This is a genomic window from Lysobacter auxotrophicus (assembly GCF_027924565.1).
Taxonomy (GTDB): Bacteria; Pseudomonadota; Gammaproteobacteria; order Xanthomonadales; family Xanthomonadaceae; genus Lysobacter_J; species Lysobacter_J auxotrophicus.
The window spans coordinates 620,320-642,982 of sequence record NZ_AP027041.1; the positions used below are offsets into that span (position 1 = coordinate 620,320).

20 protein-coding genes are annotated in these 22,663 nt (G+C 68.1%); 16 read left to right on the top strand and 4 right to left on the bottom strand.

Annotation, left to right across the window (positions count from 1 at the left end):
* Positions 1–48: 48 nt before the first annotated feature.
* From LA521A_RS02655 to LA521A_RS02665, 3 genes are read right to left on the bottom strand one after another with little or no spacing between them, the layout of a single operon-like run.
* A complete protein-coding gene (locus LA521A_RS02655) occupies positions 49–2,904 on the bottom strand; it encodes a glycosyl hydrolase 115 family protein (RefSeq protein WP_281780841.1) in 2,856 nt (951 codons plus the stop codon).
* Positions 2,901–3,905, bottom strand: a complete 1,005-nt coding sequence (locus LA521A_RS02660) for an endo-1,4-beta-xylanase (protein WP_281780842.1) — start codon at positions 3,903–3,905, stop codon at positions 2,901–2,903. The genes LA521A_RS02655 and LA521A_RS02660 overlap by 4 nt, the downstream gene beginning before the upstream one ends.
* A gap of 31 nt (positions 3,906–3,936) precedes the next feature.
* The gene (locus LA521A_RS02665) at positions 3,937–5,238 is read right to left on the bottom strand and encodes an MFS transporter (RefSeq protein ID WP_281780843.1); all 1,302 of its coding nucleotides are present in this window, start codon (positions 5,236–5,238) and stop codon (positions 3,937–3,939) included.
* A gap of 390 nt (positions 5,239–5,628) precedes the next feature.
* On the opposite strand from LA521A_RS02665, the gene LA521A_RS02670 reads away from it, so the two are divergent.
* From LA521A_RS02670 to LA521A_RS02705, 8 genes are all read left to right on the top strand, one after another.
* Positions 5,629–8,523: a TonB-dependent receptor gene (locus tag LA521A_RS02670; protein ID WP_281780844.1), complete on the top strand. Its 2,895-nt coding sequence runs from the start codon at positions 5,629–5,631 to the stop codon at positions 8,521–8,523.
* Positions 8,524–8,645: 122 nt separating this feature from the next.
* Positions 8,646–10,127 (top strand): MFS transporter, encoded by a 1,482-nt coding sequence (locus tag LA521A_RS02675; RefSeq protein ID WP_281780845.1) that lies wholly within the window; start codon positions 8,646–8,648, stop codon positions 10,125–10,127.
* Between the two features lie 29 nt (positions 10,128–10,156).
* Entirely contained in the window at positions 10,157–11,188 is a 1,032-nt protein-coding gene (locus LA521A_RS02680) for a glycoside hydrolase family 43 protein (RefSeq protein ID WP_281780846.1), read from the top strand.
* Positions 11,178–11,990, top strand: a complete 813-nt coding sequence (locus LA521A_RS02685) for an aldose epimerase family protein (protein WP_281780847.1) — start codon at positions 11,178–11,180, stop codon at positions 11,988–11,990. Before LA521A_RS02680 ends, LA521A_RS02685 begins: the two co-directional genes overlap by 11 nt.
* 275 nt (positions 11,991–12,265) lie before the next feature.
* Positions 12,266–13,120 (top strand): flagellar motor stator protein MotA, encoded by an 855-nt coding sequence (motA, locus tag LA521A_RS02690; protein ID WP_281780848.1) that lies wholly within the window; start codon positions 12,266–12,268, stop codon positions 13,118–13,120.
* 1 nt (position 13,121) lies between these two features.
* Positions 13,122–14,111: a flagellar motor protein MotB gene (gene motB, locus LA521A_RS02695; protein ID WP_281780849.1), complete on the top strand. Its 990-nt coding sequence runs from the start codon at positions 13,122–13,124 to the stop codon at positions 14,109–14,111.
* A gap of 68 nt (positions 14,112–14,179) precedes the next feature.
* A complete protein-coding gene (locus LA521A_RS02700) occupies positions 14,180–14,671 on the top strand; it encodes a hypothetical protein (protein ID WP_281780850.1) in 492 nt (163 codons plus the stop codon).
* A gap of 130 nt (positions 14,672–14,801) precedes the next feature.
* Entirely contained in the window at positions 14,802–15,011 is a 210-nt protein-coding gene (locus tag LA521A_RS02705) for a dodecin (RefSeq protein ID WP_281780851.1), read from the top strand.
* A 208-nt stretch (positions 15,012–15,219) separates the two neighbouring features.
* Here the strand turns inward: LA521A_RS02705 and LA521A_RS02710 are convergent, their stop codons facing one another.
* The gene (locus tag LA521A_RS02710) at positions 15,220–15,990 is read right to left on the bottom strand and encodes a response regulator transcription factor (RefSeq protein WP_281780852.1); all 771 of its coding nucleotides are present in this window, start codon (positions 15,988–15,990) and stop codon (positions 15,220–15,222) included.
* Between the two features lie 162 nt (positions 15,991–16,152).
* Between LA521A_RS02710 and LA521A_RS02715 the strand changes: the two genes are divergently transcribed.
* From LA521A_RS02715 to LA521A_RS02750, 8 genes are all read left to right on the top strand, one after another.
* Positions 16,153–16,533 carry a VOC family protein gene (locus LA521A_RS02715; RefSeq protein ID WP_281780853.1) on the top strand — a complete coding sequence of 127 codons (381 nt, stop codon included), beginning with the start codon at positions 16,153–16,155 and terminating at the stop codon, positions 16,531–16,533.
* A gap of 8 nt (positions 16,534–16,541) precedes the next feature.
* Positions 16,542–17,540, top strand: coding sequence for a ligase-associated DNA damage response exonuclease (locus tag LA521A_RS02720; protein ID WP_281780854.1), 999 nt, complete (start codon positions 16,542–16,544; stop codon positions 17,538–17,540).
* Positions 17,537–19,126: an ATP-dependent DNA ligase gene (locus LA521A_RS02725; RefSeq protein WP_281780855.1), complete on the top strand. Its 1,590-nt coding sequence runs from the start codon at positions 17,537–17,539 to the stop codon at positions 19,124–19,126. Before LA521A_RS02720 ends, LA521A_RS02725 begins: the two co-directional genes overlap by 4 nt.
* 145 nt (positions 19,127–19,271) lie before the next feature.
* Positions 19,272–19,487: a hypothetical protein gene (locus tag LA521A_RS02730; RefSeq protein ID WP_281780856.1), complete on the top strand. Its 216-nt coding sequence runs from the start codon at positions 19,272–19,274 to the stop codon at positions 19,485–19,487.
* 108 nt (positions 19,488–19,595) lie between these two features.
* Positions 19,596–20,147: a lipocalin family protein gene (locus LA521A_RS02735; protein WP_425494556.1), complete on the top strand. Its 552-nt coding sequence runs from the start codon at positions 19,596–19,598 to the stop codon at positions 20,145–20,147.
* A gap of 81 nt (positions 20,148–20,228) precedes the next feature.
* The gene (locus LA521A_RS02740; protein ID WP_281780857.1) at positions 20,229–20,645 is read left to right on the top strand and encodes a hypothetical protein; all 417 of its coding nucleotides are present in this window, start codon (positions 20,229–20,231) and stop codon (positions 20,643–20,645) included.
* A gap of 218 nt (positions 20,646–20,863) precedes the next feature.
* Positions 20,864–21,769, top strand: a complete 906-nt coding sequence (gnd, locus tag LA521A_RS02745) for a phosphogluconate dehydrogenase (NAD(+)-dependent, decarboxylating) (RefSeq protein ID WP_281780858.1) — start codon at positions 20,864–20,866, stop codon at positions 21,767–21,769.
* 86 nt (positions 21,770–21,855) lie between these two features.
* The gene (locus LA521A_RS02750) at positions 21,856–22,638 is read left to right on the top strand and encodes an N-acetylmuramoyl-L-alanine amidase (RefSeq protein ID WP_281780859.1); all 783 of its coding nucleotides are present in this window, start codon (positions 21,856–21,858) and stop codon (positions 22,636–22,638) included.
* Positions 22,639–22,663 lie beyond the last annotated feature (25 nt).

A 22,663-nucleotide genomic window follows, 5' to 3' on the forward strand; every position in this document is an offset into this window, starting at 1 on the left:
GTTGGTTCCCGCCGACGCGGGAATCCGGCATGCATTGCGGCGTCGTGCTCACAGTCGCGGGCTCTCGGGCGCGCCGAGGTAGCTGGTGCGTGCGCCATCGCGCGCGATCTCCACGCGTTGCAGCACGACGCCGGGGTCGACGCGCCAGATGCGCAGCGTGCGATTGCCCGCTGCCGCGCGATGGCGCGACGTGCCGACGTACACACTGTCGCTCACCGCGCGTGTCCAAGCGTTGAAATCCGGATGATCGGGCGTCGGGTCGGACTTCACGGTGACGATCGTTGGCACCTCGCCGTCGATCGACACCGCGTAGCGGAGGCCGCCGCGATGCTGGAAATCCAGGGTCGGCGACATCACCACGCGCACGTCGAACGCGCCGTCGCGCGTCAGGTGGATGGGGTATTCGAGCCAGGCGCCGCGCTCGTCGAGGCGGCCTTCCGGCGCCGTCACCGGGAACGAGGCGACGCCCGACAGCGTGCGGCCGAGGTTGGGAATCGTGCGCCATTCGACCGGGCCGTTCGCCACCGCGCGTGCGTGGTGCGCCGCTTCGATCGCGATGCTGCCGTCGGTCTCGATGAATCCGCGCGCGTGGGCGACATCGACGCGCGCATCGATCGGAACGTCGACCACCACGCGCGTGCCGTCGTCGCCGCGCAGCGTGACGCGGCCGTTGCGTGCGTTCGCGGGCACGTGGTCCCAGTCGACATCAACCTGCACGGCGCGTTCGTCGGTCACCTCGCCGCGGGCGGGCGACACGCGCAGCCACGGTTGCGATGCAGCCGCCTCGAAGCGGAACGGCCCGGCGCCGCGATTGAACAGCGTGATGGTGCGCGAGCGGGCGGCGAGGGCATCCAGCGGCGGCAGCACGGCGGTGGACTTCGCGCCCGGCCACGCGGCGGTGTCGCCTTCGATCGCCACGCCCATCGATGCGCCGGGTTTAGGCACCACGCGTTCGAGCGCCGGCATGAGGTTGCGTTCCGGCTGCTGCCAGCTCGTGTAGCCGATGCGCGGCTGCGACATCATGTGGATCCACTTGCCGCCGGCGATGTCCTGTTCGTACACGCGCGCGAGTTCGGCATCGCGTTCGAACAGCGAGCGGGCGAGGTCGCCCTGCGCGTTCGCCGATGCGCGGCCCTGCTTTGCGTACAGGCGATTGCGCCCGGTGGCGACGTACATCGCGGTGAGGTTCGCGCTCGCCGTGATCGGGTATTCGACCAGCTGGTAGTACGCGTCGCGGTACTGCGGGCCGAGCGCGGCGCCGACGACGCGCGCGCGTTCGACCAGCGCGTTCCATTCGCCGAGCACGCGATCGGCCTCGGCGTCGTTCACCAGGCTGAAGGTGTCCGGCGACAGCAACTCGGGTTTACGGCGCGCGTTGTACTGCGTGTAGCGCGTGAGCAGCTCGCCGATCTCCCGCGCGTGCTGCGCGCCGAACTGTTCGGCGGCCCACCGCGCGGGATAGCGCTGCAGTTCGTCGATGCCGAAGGTTTCCGGCTTCCACGCATGGTCGAGGAAGAACGAGATCGGGAACTCCATCGGCTTGAGGTCGCCGACGTTGACGATCCACAGCTGCCGCGCGCCGTATTCGTACGCGAGGTGCATCTGCTCCCACGTGCGCTCGATCTGCGTCGTGTTGAGCCATTTGTAGTTGCGCGGGCCGCCGACGTAATCGAAGTGGTAATACACCCCAAAGCCGCCGCCGCGCGTTTCGCCGGGCTTGGGCAGGCGGCGGATGTTGCCCCAGTTGTCGTCGGCGAACAGCAGCGTCACGTCGTCCGGCACCTTCATGCCGGCGTCGAAGTAGTCCTGCACTTCCTTGTAGAGCGCCCACACCTGCGGCGTGGATTCCGGCGGCTTTCCGGTGACCTCGCGCAGGATGTCGCGCTGATCGGCGACGATGCCCTGCAGCAGTTCGATCGCCGTGTCCTGCGTCATCGGCTCGTCGCCGTCGCCGCGCATGCCCAGCGTCACCACGCTTTCATGCGTGCCCATGCGCTGGATGCCGTCGCGCCAGAACGTGCGCAGGTTGCCGGCGTTCTTCGTGTAATCCCACGCGCCTTCGCCGTGGCGTTTCCACTCCACGTGCGCGCGCATCATCGGCTCGTGGTGGCTGGTGCCGACGACGATGCCGTATTCATCGGCCAGTTGCGGATTGCGCGGATCGTCGTCGGCGAACGCGCGGCCCCACATCGCCGGCCACAGGTAATTGCCCTTCAGGCGCAGCACGAGTTCGAACACGCGTTCGTAGAACGCGTGGTTCGGCCCGCCGTAGGTGGCCTTCATCCAGCCGCCGAGCGCGGGATCCTCGTCGTTTAGGAAGATGCCGCGATACCGGACCTGCGGCGCATCGACGAAACGGCCGGGCGCGATGTAACGCGTTTCGCGCGGCTGCACCGGCACGTCGGCCCACCAGTTCCACGGCGAGACGCCGAGGCGGCGCGAGAGTTCGTAGAGGCCGAAGATCGTGCCGCGCTTGTCGGCGCCGACGACGACCAGGGCACGGTCGATGCCGGGCTCCGGGCGCTCCACGACCTGCAGTGAATAGCCTTCCCACGTGCCGGCGACGCCACGCGTGTCGAGCCCGTGCTTGCCGACGATGCGATCGATGCGCGGACTGCGTCCCAGCGTGCCGGCGATGATCGCCGTCTTCGCGTGCCAGCCCGCGCCGCCGGCGACTTTCGCGAGATCGCCTTCCAGGTCGCGTGCTGCGCGCAGCACGCCCGGGAAATCCGCATCGTCGACGATCACGCGGGCGACGCGGCCGTGATCGACGAGGGCGAGCGCGCCGGCGACGGCGTCGTCGCAGATGGCGGCGGGCTGGCTGCAGTCGTCCGCGGCGCGCGAGATCGCGGGCGCGGCGAGCAGCACGAGCGCGGCGACGGCGTCGGACGCGAGGACCTTCATTGCGCGGGTTTCGCCGCCGTGCCGGCCACGTACTCGCGCAACCACGTCAGCGCCGGACGTTCGGTGCCGTCCTTGCGGACCAGGTAGGCCTTTTCCTTCTGCCGCCACAGGCCCGGGCGGAACCCCCACAGCGTCACGCCCTTCACTGCCGGATGCTCCCAGAACACCGGGAAAATCCGCTTGTAATCGGCAAGCTGCTGTTCGTCGGTCGGCCCGTCGATGTCGAGTTCGGTCACGTAGATCGGCAGGCCGGTTTCGCCGAGCACATCGAGGTTCGCCTTGTGCACGGACATCGGCACGTCCGGCGTCGTCGCGAACGCATGGCCCTGCACGCCGATGCCGTCGACCAGGTTTTCGCGGCGCAACAGGTCGATGATCTCGCGGTAGCGCTTGGTCGCGTCGGGCTTGTTGGTGATGTTGTAGTCGTTGATCAGCAGCTTCGAATTCGGAAAGTGCTTGCGCGCGAGGCGATAGGATTCGACGATCCAGTCCCAGCCGGTCGCGCCGCTGCCGCCGAGGGCTTCGATGTAATTGCCGCCGCCCTTGTCGTCCTTGTTCGGCGGATCGTTGAGCGGTTCGTTGACCACCTCGACGTAGTCCAGCGCCGGATAGCGCTCGGCGACGGCGGCGAACCATTCCTCGATTTCCTCGCGCTGCTCGGCGACGGGAAGTTTCTCGATCCACTCCGGCTGCTGGTTGCCCCACACCATCACATGCATCTGGAAGGGCAGGTGGTTGTCCTTCGCGATGCGGTACGCCTCGTCCAGGCCGCGCCAGTCCATGCGGTCGCGGCGCTTCTCGACCTCGCCCCACTTGCCGGCGTTTTCCGGCGTGACCTTGTTCCAGTAGATCGCGAAATCCTTCGCCTGCGGCTTGCTGTACGCGCTCCCGAGGAACTTCGCATTGCCGGCGGCGAGCTGCGTCGGCGCCGCGGTCTGCGCGAAGGCCGGCGAAAGCGCCGCGGCGAGCAGCGCGAAGAGGACGGTGTGGCGATGGTTCATGCGATTCCCCTGGTGGCGTGGAGGCGATGCGTCATGCGGCGGGCGCGCGTTCGAGCGCGGCCGGCTGCAGTTTCGGAACGAGCAGGTGCACGACCGCGAGCGCGAGCAGGTACGCGCAGCCGGCGATGAGGAAGATGCGCGCGTAGCTGCCGGTGGATTCCAGCTGCGCGCCGGTGAACACCGACATCAGCATGCCGCCGACCGCGCCGGCGAAGCCGCCGATGCCGACGACCGACGCCACCGCGTGGCGCGGGAACATGTCCGACGGCAGCGTGAACACGTTCGCCGACCAGCCCTGGTGGCCGGCCATCGCCAGGCCGATCAGCGCCACGGCGATCCACAGGTTGTCGACCTGCGTGACCAGCACGATCGGCGCGACGCACAGCGCGCAGGTGAGCATCGCGCCCTTGCGCGCGCGGTTGACATCCCAGCCCAGCCGCATGAAGCGCCCCGCAAGCCAGCCGCCGGCGATGCTGCCGACGTCGGCCATCAGGTACACGACGATCATCGGCAAACCAATCGTGCTGAGCGAGAGCTTGTATTCGGACGCGAGGAACTTGCCGAGCCAGAACAGGAACAGCCACCACACCGGGTCGGTGATGAACTTCGCCGCGACGAACGCCCATGCCTGGCGATGGCGCAGCAGCTGCAGCCACGGCACTTTCACCGTCGGCTCGGGCGGATCGCTGCGGATGTAGTCGAGTTCGGCCTTCGTCAGCTTGGATTGCTGGTCCGGCGTGCGGTAGGTGAGCAGCCAACCGGCGAGCCACGTCGCGCTGAGCACGCCGGTGAACAGGAACGCCGCCTGCCAGCCCCACGTTGCGGCGATCACCGGAACCAGCAGCGGCGCGAGCACCGCGCCGACGTTGGAGCCGGCGTTGAACACGCCCACCGCGAGCGCGCGTTCGCGGCGCGGGAACCATTCGGCGACGGTCTTGATTGCGGCCGGGAAGTTGCCGGCTTCGCCCAGTCCCAACGCGAAACGCGCGGCCGCGAAACCGACCACGCTGCCGGCGAGCGAGTGCGCCATCGCGGCGACGCTCCACACGCTGATCGCGATGGCGTAGCCGATGCGCGTGCCGAAGCGGTCGATGATCGCGCCGGTGCACAGCAGGCCGATCGCGTACGCCGCCTGGAAGGACGTGACGATGTAGCCGTACTGGATTTCGTTCCAGCCGATCTCGGTCTGCAGGAACGGCGCGAGCACGCCGAGCACCTGCCGATCCACGTAGTTGATGGTGGTCGCCGCCAGCAGCATGGCGCACACGCGCCAGCGGTAGTTGCCGACTCTGGCGGTTGGCGTGGCGGCGCCTTGGGAGGCGGTGTCATTCATGGAATGCACCCGTTCTGCGTGCATGCGGGGGCGGGAGGTGGGGCATCGGCGCGAGTCCTCCTGCACGCATGGCAGGTGTGGAATGACGGGGAAAGTGGTAGCGCTATCACCGCCGGGCGAGGAAATCAGTGCCCGGCAATACGCGCCACCCCCATATCCAACCTGCTTTCAGGGCGAAACGTCATGCTGCGTTGCGACAAATCCGCGTAGACACGTCGCGGAATTCCATGTCGCACCGCAGCGTGCGGCCAGATAAATGGTAGCGCTACCATCGGCACCACTTGTCCGACCCACTGGAAACCGGGGTCATTGCGTCAAACAGGTTTCTACACAAAACGAGTGCGGCGAATCCTGAAGATCGCCGCGTACCAGAAACGGGAGGGGAGTACGGTGCAGAAGTTCGCAAGAAACACGCTGTCGCGCGCGTTGGGTCTGGCGCTGTTGGGTTTGGCCAGCTCGACGGCCTTCGCGCAGGCGCAGACCGCCACGCCGGCGGCCGATACGCAGTCCACGCAGTCCGAAACCACGCAGTCCGCGCAGTCCACGCAGGAGCAGGTCACCGAGCTCGACCGCGTCGTCGCATCGGGTTTCCGCCAGAGCCTGGAGTACTCCACGCTCGCCAAGCGCGAATCGACCGGTTTCGTCGATGCCATCTACGCCGAGGACATCGGCAAGTTCCCGGACGTCAACATCGCCGAATCGCTGGCGCGCATCCCGGGCATCCAGCTCAACCGCGACGTCAACGGCGAAGGCCTCAACGTCGCCATCCGCGGCCTGCCCAGCAGCTTCACCAAGACGACCATCAACGGTCAGTCGGTCGCGACGGCCTCCATCGGCCTGGACGCGCAGAACGCGAACCGCGAAGTCGACCTGAACCTGTTCCCGACCGAATTCTTCACGCAGTTGCAGGTCTACAAGTCGCCCACCGCAGCGCTGCCGGAAGGCGGCGCGTCGGGCGTGGTCGACATGCGCAACGTGCGTCCGTTCGACAATCCCGAATCGCAGGTCACCTACTCGCTGCAGGGCGATTACAACGACGTCAGCGACAAGACCAGCCCGCGCGGCACGGTCATCGGCAGCTGGCTCAATGAAGACAAGACCTTCGGCGTGCTGGTCGGCCTGACCTCGCAGCGCGGCCACATCGGCGTGGAAGGCTACGAGACGGTCGGCTGGACCAATCCGAACCTGACCAACGCGCAGTGCTTCGACGGCGGTTCGGGCACGACGTTCCCGGCCCTGGGCTCGCCGTGCAACACCACCGGCGGCAACGGCTGGCGCGTTCCCGCCACCATCGCGAGCCGTCCGGGCGAAACCATCAACGCGCAGTGGCTGCGCGACCACAACCCGGGCCTGACGAATGCGCAGATCGGCGAAGCGCTGATCCCGCGCCTGGGCCGTCCGGTGCACATGTCCGGCGACCGCGACCGCGATGCGTTCCTGGGTTCGGTGCAGTGGCGTCCGAACGAGGACCTCGAGGTGTACGCCGACGTCCTGTACACCGACGCGCACCGCACCAACGACCGCATCGACATCAACCTGATCGGCCGCAACGGCGCGATGGTTCCCACGAACATGCAGCTGGACGCGAACAACGTCGTCACCAGCGCCACGTTCGAGAACGCGCAGTACTTCCTGGAAGCCCGTCCGTACACCGAAGACGTGAAGTACTGGCAGTTCACGCCGGGGTTCACGTTCTTCTTCGATGAAGACGTCAAGCTCAACGTGCAGGCCAGCGTCAGCCGCAGCTGGATGTTCCGCGATTCGCCGACGATCCTGTTCAACTCGCCGGTCACCACGGTGCAGTACCAGAACAACGGCGACATCCCGACCACGCAGAGCGGCCTGGACCTCAACGATCCGAACATCGGCTGGACCTGGACCGGCGGTCGCGTGTGGGCGCAGAACGAGAAGCGCGTGACCACGACCGGCGGCCTGAACACGAGCCTGCAGCTGGGCGACGACCGCAACAACGTCACCCTCGGCATCGCCTACGACGAGAACTCCCGCTCCATCGTCGGCTTCGGCGACACCGGCACGAGCTGGCAGCCGTACGCGTTCTCGCAGGTGCCGGACGCGGCGCTGCCGAACTATCTTTCGCCGGGTCCTGCCGGCTTCGTGACGGTCGATTTCGACCGCTTCATGGCCGACACCAACTACGCGTTCTACCGCGACGGCGCGCCCGAGGCGAACAACGCCAACACCAGCGCGCCGACCGGTGGCTTCGATGAGGCCAACACCGCGGCCTTCATCATGGTCAACGGCGAGTCCGAGGTCTGGCATCGCAACCTGCGCTTCAACATGGGCGTGCGTTACGCGAAGACCGACCAGGACATCAGCGGCCCGGTCACCATCGGCGGCGTGCGCCAGTGGCAGACGCTGACCAGCGACTACAACGAGTGGCTGCCCTCGTTCAGCGCGGCGTGGGACGTGGCCGAAGACGTGGTGCTGCGCACCTCGGCCTCGCGCACGATGACGCGTCCGAACCCGAGCTCGATGCTGCCGGCGACGACCTTCAGCGACATCTCGGCGCAGGTGGCGACGCAGGGCAATCCGGACCTGACCCCGTACACCTCGACCAACTTCGACATCGGCGGCGAGTGGTACACGGGCGGGGAAGGCTTCGTCGGCCTGACGCTGTTCAACAAGCGCATCAAGGGTTACACCTACCAGGGCGTGGTCACCCGTCCGTTCACGGATCTGGGCATCCCGTTCGAGAGCCTGGTGGATGCGCAGCAGCAGGCGATCAACTCGCGTGGCGGCCCGACCGTCGCGACGGTGAACGTGCAGCAGCAGGTCAACGCCGACGCCGAGCTGGAGATCAACGGCTGGGAAGCGATCTGGGTGCAGCCGCTGAGCATCGTGCTCGACGGCCTGGGCTTCATGGCCAACTACTCCAAGATCGACATTTCCACCATCGGCAAGGACGCGGCCGCGCTGTCGAGCAACATCTACGGCCTGTCGCCGAGTTTGTGGAACGCCACCATCTACTGGGAGAACGACGTCGCCCAGGCGCGCCTGTCGTACAACTGGCAGGAAGGCTCCGCGGCCAGCGGCGCGAACCAGCAGGGCATTCCGTTCGCGCAGCTGTACGGCGAGGATCGCGGCCAGCTCGACCTGTCCAGCAGCTACACGCTGGTCAACGTGAAGTCCAAGCCGCAGATCTTCTTCAACGTGACCAACATCCTGGGCGAGGAGCGCCGTTCCTTCTTCGCCTTCGAGAACGCGGTCAACGACATGTACGATTTCGGCACCACGTACACGATCGGCGTTCGCGGCACGTTCTGATGCGGTAATGCCTCCCCCGCGCGAGCGGGGGAGGGTGGAACCCACGCGGCCCGTCCAGTGCAGCGCACCGGGCGGGCCGTGGTGTATATGAAGCAGCGGTACGGCGCCCACTACAGGTGATCATGAACAGCACTTCCGAAACGTTGTCGGTCACCGAAAAGATCGGCTACAGCCTTGGCGACCTCGCCGCGAACCTGATCTTCCAGACGCTGGTGACGTTCCTGGCGTTCTTCTACACCGACGTGTACCGCATCCCCGCGGCCACGGCGGCCACCATCATCTTCATCGGCGGCATCCTCGGCGCGTTCGTGTTCACGCCGATCGTGGGCATCGCCGCCGACCGCACCAGCACGCGCTGGGGCAAGTTCCGTCCGTGGATCCTGTGGACGGCGATTCCGTTCGGCGTGTTCTCGCTGCTGGCCTTCAGCACGCCCGACCTCGCGCCGCGCGCGAAGGTCGCCTACGCGATGGGCACCTACACGCTGCTGGTGATGATCTACGCGGCGAACAACCTGCCGTACTCGGCGCTCAGCGGCGTGCTCACCGGTTCGATGGCACAGCGCAACAGCCTGTCGGCGTACCGCTTCGTCGCGGTGATGGTCGCGCAGTTCATCATCCAGGCGCTGCTGCTGCCGCTCGTGCTGATCCTCGGCGACGGCGACAAGGTGCGCGGCTTCCACAACACCATGATGCTGTTCGCCATCGTGGGCACGGTGTTCTTCCTGATCACCTTTTTCACCACGAGGGAGCGCATCGTCCCTGCGCCGGAGCAGAAGTCCAGCGTGAAGCAGGACCTGTCCGACCTCGCGCGCAACCGCCCGTGGGTGGTGATGCTGATGCTCACCATCCTGGTGTTCATGACGCTCGCGCTGAAGGGCGGCATGTACGTGTACTACTTCAAGTACTACCTGAGCGAGCCGCACCTGGCGGGCTTCCTCGACCAGGTCGGCTTCAACGGCTTCATCGCCGGGCTCAACTCCGTGCTCACCGGCATGGGCCTGACCGAGTTCCAGTGGCCGAAGGATGCGCCGACCTCCGCGCTGAGCCTGTTCAACGCCGGCGGCATCATCTTCATGATCTGCGGCATCGGCTTCTCGAAGAAACTCGCCGACCGCTTCGGCAAGCGCGACGTGTTCGGCGGCGCGCTGCTGGTCTCCACGCTGTTCATGCTGGCGTTCCTGATGTTTCCGCCGCAGGCGACGTGGATCGTGTTCGTCTCGCAGATCCTGCACGGCTTCTTCTACGGCATCACCATCCCGCTGCTGTGGGCGATGATCGCCGACGTCGCGGATTACTCGGAATGGAAGAACCACCGCCGCGCCACCGCGATCATCTTCTCGGCGATGCTGTGCGGGTTGAAGATCGGCCTGAGCTTCGGCGGCGCGCTGGTCGCCGGCATCCTCGCCTTCTACGGCTATGACGCCGATGCGCTCGCGCAGTCGCCGCAGACGGTCGACGGCATTCGCCTGGCGGTGAGCCTGTACGCCTCGATTCCGTTCCTGGTGTGCGTGGTGCTGCTGTTCCTGTACGAGATCAACAAGCCGATGGAGTCGCGCATCGAGCAGGAGCTCAACGCGCGACGACTCAACGCCGCCTCGGCCTGACGCGCCGTCTCGACACCGGAGATTCCCCCATGTCCGACCTTTCCCGGAACCAGGACCTGACCGCCATCGCCGCCAGGGCGATCTCGCAGCCGCTGGTCACGCACATCTACACCGCCGACCCGTCCGCGCATGTGTTCGAGGGCAAGCTGTACGTCTATCCCTCGCACGATATCGACGCGGGCATTGCGTTCGACGATGAAGGCTCGCACTTCGGCATGGAGGACTACCACGTCCTGCGCATGGACTCGCCCGATGCCGAGGCCGTGGACTGCGGCGTCGCTCTGCACGTGCGCGACGTGAAGTGGGCGCAGCGCCAGATGTGGGCGCCCGACGCGGCGACGAAGGACGGCAAGTACTACCTGTATTTCCCGGCCAAGCGCAGCGATGGCGTGTTCCAGATCGGCGTCGCCGTGGGCGATCGTCCGGAAGGCCCGTTCGTGCCGCAGCCCGAGGCCATCGTAGGCAGCTATTCGATCGACCCGGCGGTGTTCACCGACGAGGACGGCGAGAGCTACATGTACTTCGGCGGCCTGTGGGGCGGGCAGCTGCAGAAATACCGCGACAACGTGCGCAGCGACGCGCACGTCGAACCGGGCGACGACGAGCCCGCGCTCGGCCCGAAGATCGCGCGCCTGCGCGGCGACATGCTGGAGTTCGCCGAGGCGCCGCGCGAAGTGGTGATCCTCGATGAAGACGGCCAGCCGCTGAAGGCCGGCGACCACGAGCGCCGTTTCTTCGAGGCCTCATGGGTGCACAAGTTCGGCGGGAAGTACTACTTCTCGTACTCGACCGGCAACACGCATCTGCTGTGCTACGCCGTCGGCGACAGCCCGTACGGGCCGTTCACCTACCAGGGGCCGATCCTGACGCCGGTGGTGGGCTGGACCACGCACCATTCCATCGTCGAGTTCGAACGGCAGTGGTTTTTGTTCTACCACGACTCGATCCTGTCAGGCGGCGTGACGCACCTGCGTTCGATCAAGGTGACGCCGCTGCATCACGATGCCGACGGCCGCATCCGCGTGATCCACCCGTACACCGAGCGGCACGATGGCGCATGACGTCGCGACGGCGCGGCTCGAACCCGGCCCGCTGCTGACGCTGGGCTTCGGCGCGATGTCGGTCGACGTCGCGCCGCACGCGGGCGGACGCATCGCGCAAATCCGCGTCGACGGCGTCGAACAGCTCGCCGGTTTCAGCGACGACAACGCGTCGATGCTCGCGTGGGGGTCGTACCCGATGATCCCGTGGGCCGGACGCGTGCGTCGTGGCGAGTTCTCGTTCGAGGGCGAACGGCACCGGTTGCCGATCACGCTCGGCGCGCACGCGATCCACGGCGTCGGTTTCGCGCTGCCGTGGCAAGTGGATGCGCAATCGCCGCAGCACATCGAGCTGTCGCTCGCCTTGCCGCAGGACGGGCGCTGGCCGTTCGGCGGCGTCGCGCGGCAACGCATCGAACTCCAATCGCGCGGTCTGCGCATGACGATGTCGGCGACCGCCGGCGATCGCGCGATGCCGGCGGAACTGGGCTGGCACCCGTGGTTCCTCAAGCCCGACCGCGTCGAGTTCGCGCCGCGCGCGTGGTACCCGCGCGATGGCGACGGCATGGCGACGCGGCCGCTCGCGCCGCCACCGCCGGGCCCGTGGGACGATTGTTTCCTGAACGATGCGCCCATCGTCCTGCATCGCGGTGCGCAGCGCGTCACGCTCACCTCCGACTGCACGCATTGGGTCGTCTACGACATGCCGGCGCACGCGACGTGCGCGGAGCCGCAGAGCGGCCCGCCGGATGCGTTCAACCTCGAACCGCGCGTGCTCGCGCCAGGCGAGACGCTGGAGCGCTGGTTCGCGATGGCGTGGTGACGCTTCGGTTCCCTTCCTGCTCGCAGTCGCCGACTCCCTCCCCTGCGTGCAGGGGAGGGTTGGGGAGGGGTGTAAGCTGCGGAGCAGCGAGCGAACCTGTGTGGGCAGCCGGCGCTACGCGCCGCGTACCCCCTCCCAACCTCCCCCTGCAGGCAGGGGGAGGAGCTAAAACGCACCGCGCTGGATGAAAGCAGAGACCTTCGTCACGCGATGAAACACCCAACTCAATCTTCCGCATGAGAAGCCGTTAACCCAATCGTGTCTCGGGGCGGCTCATGTTCATCATCATCGGTTTCATCGTCGTAATCGGCAGCGTGCTGGGCGGCTTCGTGCTCTCGCACGGCCAGATCGGCGCGTTGTGGCAGCCCTATGAGCTGCTGATCATCGGCGGCGCCGCGGCGGGCGCGTTCCTGGTCGCCAATCCGCTGAAGGTGGTGAAGGCCTGCCTGGGCGGCATCCCGCGCCTGCTCAAGGGCTCGCACTACAAGAAGTCCGATTACGTCGACATCCTCGCCATGCTCTACGACGTGCTGATGAAGGCGCGTCGCGAGGGCATGATGGCGATCGAGCGCGACGTCGACGAACCTGCGTCCAGCGAGCTGTTCCAGAAGTACCCCAAGCTGCTGGCCGACAAGCGCCTGATGGAGTTCACCACCGACTGCCTGCGCCTGATGGTCAGCGGCAATTTCGAGGCGCACGAACTCGAACAGGTGCTCGACATCGAGCTGGAAACGCATTCGAAGGAAGCCGGCGAACCCGCGCACGCGCTGCAGGTGCTGGCCGACTCGCTGCCGGGCTTCGGCATCGTCGCGGCGGTGCTGGGCATCGTGATCACGATGGCGTCCATCGGCGGCGAGGCGGCGGAGATCGGCCACCACGTCGCCGCGGCGCTGGTCGGCACTTTCCTGGGCATCCTGCTGGGTTACGGCTTCGTCGGCCCGCTCGCGGCGGCCATGCACCACCACGCGCAGGAAGAAGCCAAAGCCTTCGAGATCATCAAGATGGCGCTGGTGTCGAGCCTGCGCGGTTACGCGCCGAGCGTGGCGGTGGAATTCGCGCGCAAGCTGCTGTTCTCCGACATGCGCCCGGCATTCTCCGACCTGGACGCGCACCTGCGCGGCAAGCGCTGACATGGCCGCCAATCGCGAGAAGCCGGTGATCATCCTCCGGCCGATCAAGCGCGTGGCCGGCGGGCACCACGGCGGCGCGTGGAAGGTCGCGTACGCGGACTTCGTGACCGCGATGATGGCGTTCTTCCTGGTGATGTGGATCGTCGGCATCACCGACAAGCAGCAGCGCGCCGCGATCTCCGAATACTTCAAGAACCCCAGCGCCGTCGTCGGCAAATCGCTCAAGCCCGCGCCGGGCGCGAACGGCCCGGGCGGCGCGGCCGATCGCCTGATCCCGACCACGAGCGCGGTCGCCGTCGCCGGCGGACACGGCGCGGAATTCGGCGCGCGCGAGCCGATGAAGATCTCGGCCAAACAGGCCAAGGACGTCGCGCGCGAGGAAGAAAAGCGCCGGCTGGACGAACTCAAGCGCACGCTGGAGGAAGCCGTGCAGCGCAGCCAGGCGCTGGCGCCGTTCAAGGACCAGCTGCTGATCGACCTCACGCCCGAAGGCCTGCGCATCCAGATCGTCGACCGCCTCAACCGGCCGATGTTCGACACCGCGAGTGCGCGCCTGAAGGACTACGCGCACTCGCTGCTGGGCGAGATGGGCGGGCTGCTCAACGACGGCCACCACCGCATCGCGCTGAGCGGCCACACCGACGAGGTGCCGTACCACTCGGCGATCGGCTACGGCAACTGGGAGCTGTCGGCCGAACGCGCCAACGCCGCGCGGCGCGCGCTGGTCGAAGGCGGACTCGAAGAAGACCGCATCTCGCGCGTGGTCGGCCTCGCCGCATCGGTACCGTTCGACAAGAACGATCCGCGCTCGCCGGTGAACCGCCGGATCAGCATCGTCGTGCAGAACCCCGAGGCGGACGTGATGACGCCCGCCGACAGCCTGCCGGGCCAGCTCCCGGACAGCGCCGCGCCGGCGCCGGGCGCGATGCCGGACGTCGGGCCGGGCCGGATGGCGCGTGCGCAGGGCGAACCCGAACAGGGCCACGGCTGACGCCTTTGCACTGGACGGTGCCTCGCCTTGCCGGTACGGTCGGCAGACTTTCGACCGGGGGTAAGGGAATGCTCAGGCACGTCGCGTCACGGCAGTTCGTCTTCACGCTGGTGCTGGCCATCGCCGCCGCCATGCCCGCCATCGCCAACGAAACGCATCCGAACCTGGACGCCGCGGCGATCCTCGACCAGCAGCGCCAGATCCGCGTGGAAGTGGAGCAGCGCAGCGGTCGCTACAAGGACATGCCGTCGGCCGAGCGCACGACCCTGCTGCGCGAGCAGGACAAGGTGTTCACGCTGCTGCGCGACCGCAGCGCGATCACCGACCTGCCCGAAGCCGATCGCATCGTCGTGTTCAATTCGCTCGAATCGATCTCGGCGATCGTCAACCGCGCGCCGGAAGAAAAGCTGGTGTGCGAGCGCACGCGCAAGATCGGCAGCAACCGCACCGAGACGGTGTGCATGACCGCCTCTGAGCGCCGCGCACGCCGCGAAGCCGATGCCAAGGCGCTGGGCGACCGCAACGCGGCCTGCCTGAAGTCCAACTCGGACTGCATCTGACGCATTCGTCGGCCCGCGCCCGCGCATCACGGGGCGCGGGACGGGCAGGGGTCTATGATCGGCCCACGCGCGCCCCGCGCGCGCGTTGCAGCCACCATGCAGTCCGACGTCCCCTACCCGGAGAGCGACCATGAGCGAGCACGTCTACAAGCACCTCGAGCTGACCGGCTCGTCCAAGACCAGCACGGACGACGCGATCCGCCGCGCGATCGAGCGCGCGTCGGAGACGGTTCGCAACATCAAGTGGTTCTGTGTGCAGGACGTGCGCGGCCACGTCGAGAACGGCCAGGTCGCGCACTGGCAGGTCACGATCAAGGTGGGGTTCACGCTGGAGGAGTGAGGCGCGGCCGCCCCTCAACGCCGTCATCCCGGCGAAAGCCGGGACCCAGGCTGAAGGACGATCCGTTTCCCCCTCGTCATTCCAGCGAAAGCTGGAATCCATCTTGATCGCCGCAGGCGCAACGGCCGGCGAGTGCCCGCGAGTCGAACGTGGACGCACGCGTGCCGCCGAAACCCCTCGCCCGATGGGAGAGGGGCTAACGCCAACCTCAATGCGCGCTGACGGTCGCCTCGGCGAAGCGCGGCGTCGCGGCGATCGCCGGGGCGCTTTCGCGCGGCGCCTTCGAATCCGACAGGTCGGCGACCTTGTAACCGGCCGTCTGCATCGTGTGCAGCAGCGGGTTGTCGAAGGGGCGGTCGATGGTCTTGCGCAGGTTGTAGAGGTGGCTGCGCAGCGTGTCCGAATCGGGCGATTCGCCCTTCCAGATCTCGCGCTCGATTTCCTGGCGCGACACGACGCGCGGCGATTCGCGCATCAGGATGCTCAGCAGCTGGAAGCCCGTCGGCGACAGGTGCAGCTCCATGCCGTCGCGGTGCACCGTCATCGCTTCCGGATCCAGCACCAGGTCGGCCACGCGCAGCACGCCGCCGCCCATCGCCTTGCGGCCGCGGCGGATCAGCACGGCGATGCGCGCCTCCAGTTCCTGGATCGCGAAGGGCTTGGTGAGGTAATCGTCCGCGCCGGCTTCCAGGCCGGTGACCTTGTCGTCGAGCGTGTCGCGCGCGGTGAGCATGAGGATCGGCGTCGAACGACGCTGTTCGGCGCGGATGCGACGGCACACGTCCAGCCCGTCCAGGCGCGGCAGCGAGCGGTCGAGGATGATCGCGTCGTAGGTGTTCTCCGCGGTCAATCGCAGAGCGTCGGCACCGTCGCGCGCGAAGTCGACCTCGTAGCCGCGCGCTTCGAGGAATTCGCCGACCATCTCTGCGATCGCCATGTGATCCTCGACGATGAGGATGAGTCCGCCGGCCGCCTTCATGGTGTCTCCTTAAGGAATGTGGGAACGCTGTGCGTGAAGGCTGCGAATCCGGTCGTGAAAACAATGTGAGCGGTAACGCGCTCACCACGCGCGAACGCCGCCATTCGCGACATCGCGCACGGTTCACCGCCTCCTGACTGCGCCGCCGATACAGTCGCGCGCATGCATCGCAGCCGGCTGGGCCAGATCATCATCGACTGCAACGGCGACCTGGACGCCGCCGCCGCGTTCTGGGCGGCCGCGCTCGGCCACGACGCGTCCACGCTGGAGGATCCGCAGGACGCGCACTACCGGCAGCTGGACGTCGAAACCGACCAGCCGCGCATCCTGCTGCAGCGCGTCGAGCACCCCAGCCGCGTTCATCTGGACATCGAGACCGACGACGTCGAGGCCGAGGTGCGCCGGCTGGAAGCGCTCGGCGCGCGCCGCGTCGCGCAGGTGCGCACGTGGTGGGTGATGGAGGCGCCGACGGGGCATCGCTTCTGCGTGCTGCGCCCGCAGCGGCCCGACTTTGCCGAACGTGCCGGCGTGCGGGGCGATTGAGCGCATCGATGGCGCAGGCGCGCGATCTCGTCCAGTTGCGTCCCGAAGGGCTGTACTGCCCGGCCGGCGATTTCCACATCGACCCCTGGCTGCCGGTGCCGCGCGCGGTGATCACGCACGGCCACGGCGATCACGCGCGCGAGGGCATGGGCGAATACCACTGCACGCCGGGCACCGCGCCGATCCTGCGCTGGCGCCTGGGCACGCAGCGCATCGTCGAGCATGCGCACGGCGAGCCGTTCGAACTGGGTGATGCCCGCGTGTCGCTGCACCCGGCCGGGCACGTGCTCGGTTCCGCGCAGGTGCGCATCGAGGTCGCCGGCGAGGTCTGGGTCGCGTCGGGCGACTACAAGCGCCAGCCGGACCCCACCTGCGCGCCGTTCGAGGTCGTGCGCTGCGACACCTTCATCACCGAGGCGACGTTCGCGCTGCCGGTGTATCGCTGGCCGGAGACGCGCGAGGCCGTCGCCGACATCGTGCACTGGCGGCGCGCGTGCGAGGCGCGCGGCGAAGCGGCGGTGCTGTTCTGCTATGCGCTGGGCAAGGCGCAGCGCGTGCTGGCGGAAATGCGGGCGTTCGACGAACCGCCGCCGCTGCTGCACGGCGCGATCGCCGCCGGCGTGGAGGTGTATCGCGCGGCGGGCATCGACATGGTCGCGACGGAACTGGTGTCCGAGCAGGGCGCGCGCGCCGACCACGCGGGGCGCCTGGTGATCGCGCCGCCGTCCGCGGCGGGAAGTCCGTGGCTGCGCCGCTTCCGTCGCGCGCAGCAGGGCTTCGCGTCGGGGTGGATGCGCATCCGCGGCAATCGCCGGCGACGCAACTACGACCGCGGCTTCGTGATCTCCGACCACGCCGACTGGCCCGACCTGCTGCGCACCATCGAGGAAACCGGCGCGCGGCGCGTGTTCGCCACGCACGGCACCACCGACGCGCTGGTGCGCACGTTGCGCGAGCGTGGCGTCGACGCGGAAACCCTGCGCACCAGCTTCGGCGACGACGCATGAAGCGCTTCGCCGAACTCTACCGCGAGCTGGACCAGAGCACCGCGACCGGCGACAAGCGCGCCGCGTTGATCGCCTACTTCCGCGATGCGCCGCCGCACGATGCCGCGTGGGCACTGTGGCTGCTCGCCGGCGGCAAGCTGTCGCGCATCGCGAACACGCGCGAGCTGCACGAGTGGATCGTCGAGGAAAGCGGCCTGCCGTCGTGGCTGGTCGAGGAAAGCCACGGCCACGTCGGCGATCTGGCCGAAACGCTGACGCTGCTGCTCGACGATCCCGACCGCGCGGCGCCGGAGCGCCCGCTGTCGCAATGGATCGAAACGCACCTGCTGCCCGTCGCCAACCAGGCGCCGGAACTGCGGCGCGCCGCCGTCATTGCGGGCTGGCGCACGCTGCCGACCGGTCAGCGCCTGCTGTTCAACAAGCTGCTCACCGGCGCGCTGCGCGTGGGCGTGTCGCAGCGCCTGGTGCAGCAGGCGCTGGCGGAACTGTCGGGGCTGGACATCGCGCTGATCGCGCAACGCATGCTCGGCGCGTGGACGCCGACGCCGGAGTTCCTCGGCGACCTGCTGTCCACCGGCGTGCTGGAAAGCGATCGCCGCCAGCCGTATCCGTTCTTCCTCGCCTCGCCGCTGGAAGTCGAGCCCGGCACGCTGGGGCCCATCGACGACTGGCTGCTGGAATGGAAGTGGGACGGCATCCGCCTGCAACTGATCCGTCGCGAGGGCGAGATCGCGCTGTGGTCGCGCGGCGAGGAACGGCTGGACGGACGCTTTCCCGAAATCGAAGCCGCTGCGACACGCCTGCCGGACGATGCGGTGATCGACGGCGAACTGCTCGGCTGGCGCGAAGGCGACCGGCCGCTGCCGTTCACCGCGTTGCAGACGCGCATCCAGCGCCGCAAGCCGGGTGCGAAGACGCTCGCCGACACGCCGGTGCGCGTGCTTGCCTACGACCTGCTCGAACTGCATGGCGAAGACCTGCGCGAGCGCCCGCTGCATGAGCGTCGCGCACTGCTCGAGGACCTGCTGTCGCGCTTCGACAGCCGCGTGGTCGTCGCTTCGCCACGCGTGGACGCGCGCGACTGGCGCGGCGCGGCGGCGCTGCGCGAAAGCGCACGCGAGCGTGGCGTCGAAGGGCTGATGCTCAAGCGACTGGATTCGCCGTATCGCACCGGGCGTCGGCGAGGCGACTGGTGGAAGTGGAAGATCGATCCGCTCACCGTTGATGCGGTGCTGCTGTACGCGCAACCGGGCTCGGGCCGGCGCAGCACGCTGTTCACCGACTACACGTTCGGCCTTTGGGACGGCGATGCGCTGGTGCCGGTGGCGAAGGCGTATTCGGGATTGAGCGACGAGGAAATCCTCACGCTGGATCGCTGGATCCGCGCGAACACGATCGAGCGCTTCGGTCCCGTGCGCTCGGTGACGCCGCAGCACGTGTTCGAACTGGGCTTCGAAGCGGTGAACCGCAGCACGCGGCACAAGTCGGGCATCGCCGTGCGCTTTCCGCGCATATTGCGGTGGCGCCACGACAAACCGGCGCCGGAAGCGGATCGCCTCGATACGCTGCGCGCGCTCGCCAATTAGCGGCGCATTCGCAGCGCATTCCTCCGGGATTCCATGCGTGGCGCGAGCCTTGAATCCGATTCAAGCAAGCGTTCCGAAATGGTCGCTTTTTCCGCTGCCGCGCACGGCGCAGCATGTCCGCACACCGAAGACATGGAGTCGCGACATGAACCTCTTCAGCGGTCTGTTGTTCAACCAGGGCTACATCCAGGACGCCGACCTGGCGCTCTCGCTTGCCGGCGTCGAGCCGGACCCGGCGCAGGACGAAGCGCGTCGCCGCGCACGCGAGGCACGGCGCGAACGCCGCCGTCGCCGCGCCAGCTTCCACAATCACGCGGTGTCGTTCGTCTGCGGTACCACGGCGCTGTCGCCGTTCCGTTGAGGCCCGGCCGGATTGGCGCGCTGAAGCGCGCGTGAAGCGCGCTTCACCGATCACGCGAAAACGACGTCACGACGGTGAACCTGCAGGTCCAGTCGACGAGGACCTGCCATGCCGCGTTTTTCGACCTTCGCGTTGCCGACCATGGCATTGCTGCTCGCGCTTGCGGCGCCTGCGCACGCGCAGGAACAGGTGAACGTGCCCGTGGAGCAGTTCGACCTGCAGCGTTATGCGGGCCAGTGGCATGAGATCGCGCACCTGCCGATGTTCTGGCAGCGCGATTGCGTGAGCGACATCACCGCGACCTACACGCCCAACGCCGACGGCACCGTCGGCGTGCGCAATGCGTGCCGGAAGAAGGACGGCTCGACCGACGTGTCGGAGGGGATCGCGCGCCCCGTCGCCGACAAGCCCGGCGCGCTGGAGGTGCGTTTCGCACCGGACTGGCTGTCGTGGCTGCCGATGACCTGGGCCGATTACTGGGTGATCGACCTCGACCCGGAATACCAGTGGGCCATCGTCGGCGGGCCGGAGCGCGAAAACCTGTGGATCCTCGCGCGCGAGCCGGAGATGAACCGCGCGCTGTTCCAGCGGCTGAAGGCATCGGCCGCGATGAAGGGCTACAACCTGCGCGAGCTGAAGGTGATGGCGCCGCTGCGCTGAGCGGGCCTGCCGGACGCATCGCCGCGCCGCCGGCGACGCGATCGGCCTAGAATGCGCGGCCCGAACGCATCGCGAGCCCTCATGTCACGCAATTCCAAGGCCAAGCGCGACGCGCGCAAGAAGAAGGAACCCGACCGGCCGATCCGCCGGCTGGGCGCCGCGCTGCAGCCGCACGCGCAATTGCTGGACGCGGACGACACGGCGATCGGCGGCGTGGGCTGGCGCGACGGCGAGTGGCTGCTCGTGCTCGGCAGCCAGGTGGCCGCGCGCAGCGACAGCGCCGCGATGGCGCTGGCGATGCTGCGCCACGTGGTCGCCGTACAGGAACGCGCCGGCCGCGAGCTGCGCCTGGAGGCCTCCGCGCCCCTGCTGCACGCGGCCGGACGCGAAGCCGCCGCGCTCGGTCGCACGCTCGAAGAGCATCTCGCCGAACTGGAGCAGGAGCGCATCGAGCGCGAGCCGCTCGCGCCGGTGGTCACGCCGTCGCTGCCGCATTGAGCTTGTGCAGCGCGGGCGAGCAGAACGCGCGGCGGATCTGAGCGCGTGACCCGGGTGCGCTTCGCTTGCCCGGGCTACAAGGGCCTGATGGTTCTGCGGTCGCCGCGTTCACGCGCTCTTAGCATGTCCGCGCCTCCCGCAAACGAGGGGTGATCTGCGCCCGCGCATGCGCCATCCTGTCGCCATCGCGGCGTCGCCGCCTCGCATCGGAGTCGTGGATGGAACTGGGCATGATCGGACTGGGCCGCATGGGCGCGAACATGGCGCAGCGGCTCGTGCAGAACGGGCATCGCGTGGTGGGTTTCGATCCCGGCGCGCAGGCGCGCGACCGCGCCGCGGGCAACGGCATCGAGCCGGTCGAATCGCTCGCGGACCTGATCCAGCGCCTGCCGACGCCGCGCGTCGTGTGGATGATGGTGCCCGCTGGCGATCCGGTGGATCGCACCATCGCCGACCTGCTGCCGCCGCTCGCACGTGGCGACACGCTCATCGACGGCGGCAATTCGTTCTACAAGGACACGATGCGCCGCGCGGCGATGCTGGCCGGGCACGGCATCGCGTACGTCGACAGCGGCACCAGCGGCGGCGTGTGGGGCCTGAGCGAGGGCTACAGCCTGATGGTCGGCGGCGACGAAGCCGTGGTCGAGCGGCTGCGCCCGATCTTCGAAGCGCTGGCGCCGGCGGCGGATCGCGGCTGGGGGCGTGTCGGGCCGAGCGGCGCGGGCCATTTCACCAAGATGGTCCACAACGGCATCGAGTACGGAATGATGCAGGCCTATGCCGAAGGCTTCGCGATCATGCAGAAGCGTGCGGACTTCGCGCTGGACCTGGGGCAGATCGCGCAGATCTGGCGACACGGCAGCGTCGTGCGTTCGTGGTTGCTGGACCTCAGCGCGAACGCGCTGGAGGAGAACCCGACGATGGCGGGCATCGCGCCGTACGTGTCCGATTCGGGCGAAGGCCGCTGGACCGTGGCGGAGGCGATCGAGCTGGACGTCTCCGCGCCGGTGATCACGCTGTCGCTGCTGGAACGCCTGCGTTCGCGCGAGGACGATTCCTTCGCCGACAAGCTGCTCGCCGCGATGCGCGCGCAGTTCGGCGGGCACGCGATCCGCAAGGAATAAGAACGCGTGGAACGCGCCGGGCGTCGACACGATGCCCGGCACGGCTGCCTATACTCGCTCCGGTTCTTCGCCTCGCGTCCCCGCCCATGCGCGCCATCGCACTTGCCCTGGTCCTCGCCACGCTCGCCGGCTGCGCGACGACGCCACCGCCGCCGCGCGAACCGGTCGTCGCATGGCGACCGTCGCTCAACCACGATGCGCGCAGCGCCGTCGTGATCGTGCTGCACCAGACGGAGATGGAAAGCGCGGAAGCGGCGCTGCTCACGTTGCAGACGCGCAATTCCGGCGGCCGCGTGAGCGCGCATTATCTGATCGGCGACGACGGCGCGTTGTTCCAGCTGGTCGACGAGGGCAAGCGCGCGTGGCACGCCGGCGCCTCGCGCTGGGGCGGCCTGAGCGATCTCAACTCCGCATCGATCGGCATCGAGCTGGACAACGACGGCCAGGAGCCTTTCAGCGATGCGCAGATCGCGACGCTGCTGTGGCTGCTCGACGACATCACCTCGCGACTGGATATCCCGAAGCACCTGGTGATCGGCCACGGCGACATCGCGCCGACGCGCAAGCGCGATCCGAGCGCGCTGTTTCCGTGGAAGCGCCTGGCCGATGCGGGCTACGGGCTGTGGCCGCGCGCGCCGCTCGCGCCGGCGCCCGCGGGCTTCGACCGGTGGGCGGCGATGCGGCTGGTCGGCTACGACCTGAGCGATCCCGATGCGGCGCTGCGCGCCTTCCATCGCCATTACCGCGGCAACGAGGAGTCGCAGTGGCTGCCGGGCGACGCGGACATCCTGTTCGATCTGCAGCGTCAGCTGATGGGGATGCCGGAGCCGTTGCCGTTGATCCTGCCGACGCCTACCCCGACGCCGTGACAGTCCCCGGGTGCGCTTCGCTTAC

What these genes read in the sequence shown, in the direction of transcription:
- motA (WP_281780848.1), top strand. Translation starts at nt 12,266, where the DNA reads ATGTTCATCATCATCGGTTTCATCGTCGTAATCGGCAGCGTGCTGGGC.
- LA521A_RS02685 (WP_281780847.1), top strand. Translation starts at nt 11,178, where the DNA reads ATGGCGCATGACGTCGCGACGGCGCGGCTCGAACCCGGCCCGCTGCTG.
- LA521A_RS02720 (WP_281780854.1), top strand. Translation starts at nt 16,542, where the DNA reads ATGGCGCAGGCGCGCGATCTCGTCCAGTTGCGTCCCGAAGGGCTGTAC.
- LA521A_RS02680 (WP_281780846.1), top strand. Translation starts at nt 10,157, where the DNA reads ATGTCCGACCTTTCCCGGAACCAGGACCTGACCGCCATCGCCGCCAGG.
- LA521A_RS02725 (WP_281780855.1), top strand. Translation starts at nt 17,537, where the DNA reads ATGAAGCGCTTCGCCGAACTCTACCGCGAGCTGGACCAGAGCACCGCG.
- LA521A_RS02660 (WP_281780842.1), bottom strand. Translation starts at nt 3,905, where the DNA reads ATGAACCATCGCCACACCGTCCTCTTCGCGCTGCTCGCCGCGGCGCTT.
- LA521A_RS02655 (WP_281780841.1), bottom strand. Translation starts at nt 2,904, where the DNA reads ATGAAGGTCCTCGCGTCCGACGCCGTCGCCGCGCTCGTGCTGCTCGCC.
- gnd (WP_281780858.1), top strand. Translation starts at nt 20,864, where the DNA reads ATGGAACTGGGCATGATCGGACTGGGCCGCATGGGCGCGAACATGGCG.
- LA521A_RS02665 (WP_281780843.1), bottom strand. Translation starts at nt 5,238, where the DNA reads ATGAATGACACCGCCTCCCAAGGCGCCGCCACGCCAACCGCCAGAGTC.
- LA521A_RS02700 (WP_281780850.1), top strand. Translation starts at nt 14,180, where the DNA reads ATGCTCAGGCACGTCGCGTCACGGCAGTTCGTCTTCACGCTGGTGCTG.
- LA521A_RS02705 (WP_281780851.1), top strand. Translation starts at nt 14,802, where the DNA reads ATGAGCGAGCACGTCTACAAGCACCTCGAGCTGACCGGCTCGTCCAAG.
- LA521A_RS02730 (WP_281780856.1), top strand. Translation starts at nt 19,272, where the DNA reads ATGAACCTCTTCAGCGGTCTGTTGTTCAACCAGGGCTACATCCAGGAC.
- LA521A_RS02735 (WP_425494556.1), top strand. Translation starts at nt 19,596, where the DNA reads ATGCCGCGTTTTTCGACCTTCGCGTTGCCGACCATGGCATTGCTGCTC.
- LA521A_RS02710 (WP_281780852.1), bottom strand. Translation starts at nt 15,990, where the DNA reads ATGAAGGCGGCCGGCGGACTCATCCTCATCGTCGAGGATCACATGGCG.
- LA521A_RS02750 (WP_281780859.1), top strand. Translation starts at nt 21,856, where the DNA reads ATGCGCGCCATCGCACTTGCCCTGGTCCTCGCCACGCTCGCCGGCTGC.
- LA521A_RS02675 (WP_281780845.1), top strand. Translation starts at nt 8,646, where the DNA reads ATGAACAGCACTTCCGAAACGTTGTCGGTCACCGAAAAGATCGGCTAC.
- LA521A_RS02715 (WP_281780853.1), top strand. Translation starts at nt 16,153, where the DNA reads ATGCATCGCAGCCGGCTGGGCCAGATCATCATCGACTGCAACGGCGAC.
- motB (WP_281780849.1), top strand. Translation starts at nt 13,122, where the DNA reads ATGGCCGCCAATCGCGAGAAGCCGGTGATCATCCTCCGGCCGATCAAG.
- LA521A_RS02740 (WP_281780857.1), top strand. Translation starts at nt 20,229, where the DNA reads ATGTCACGCAATTCCAAGGCCAAGCGCGACGCGCGCAAGAAGAAGGAA.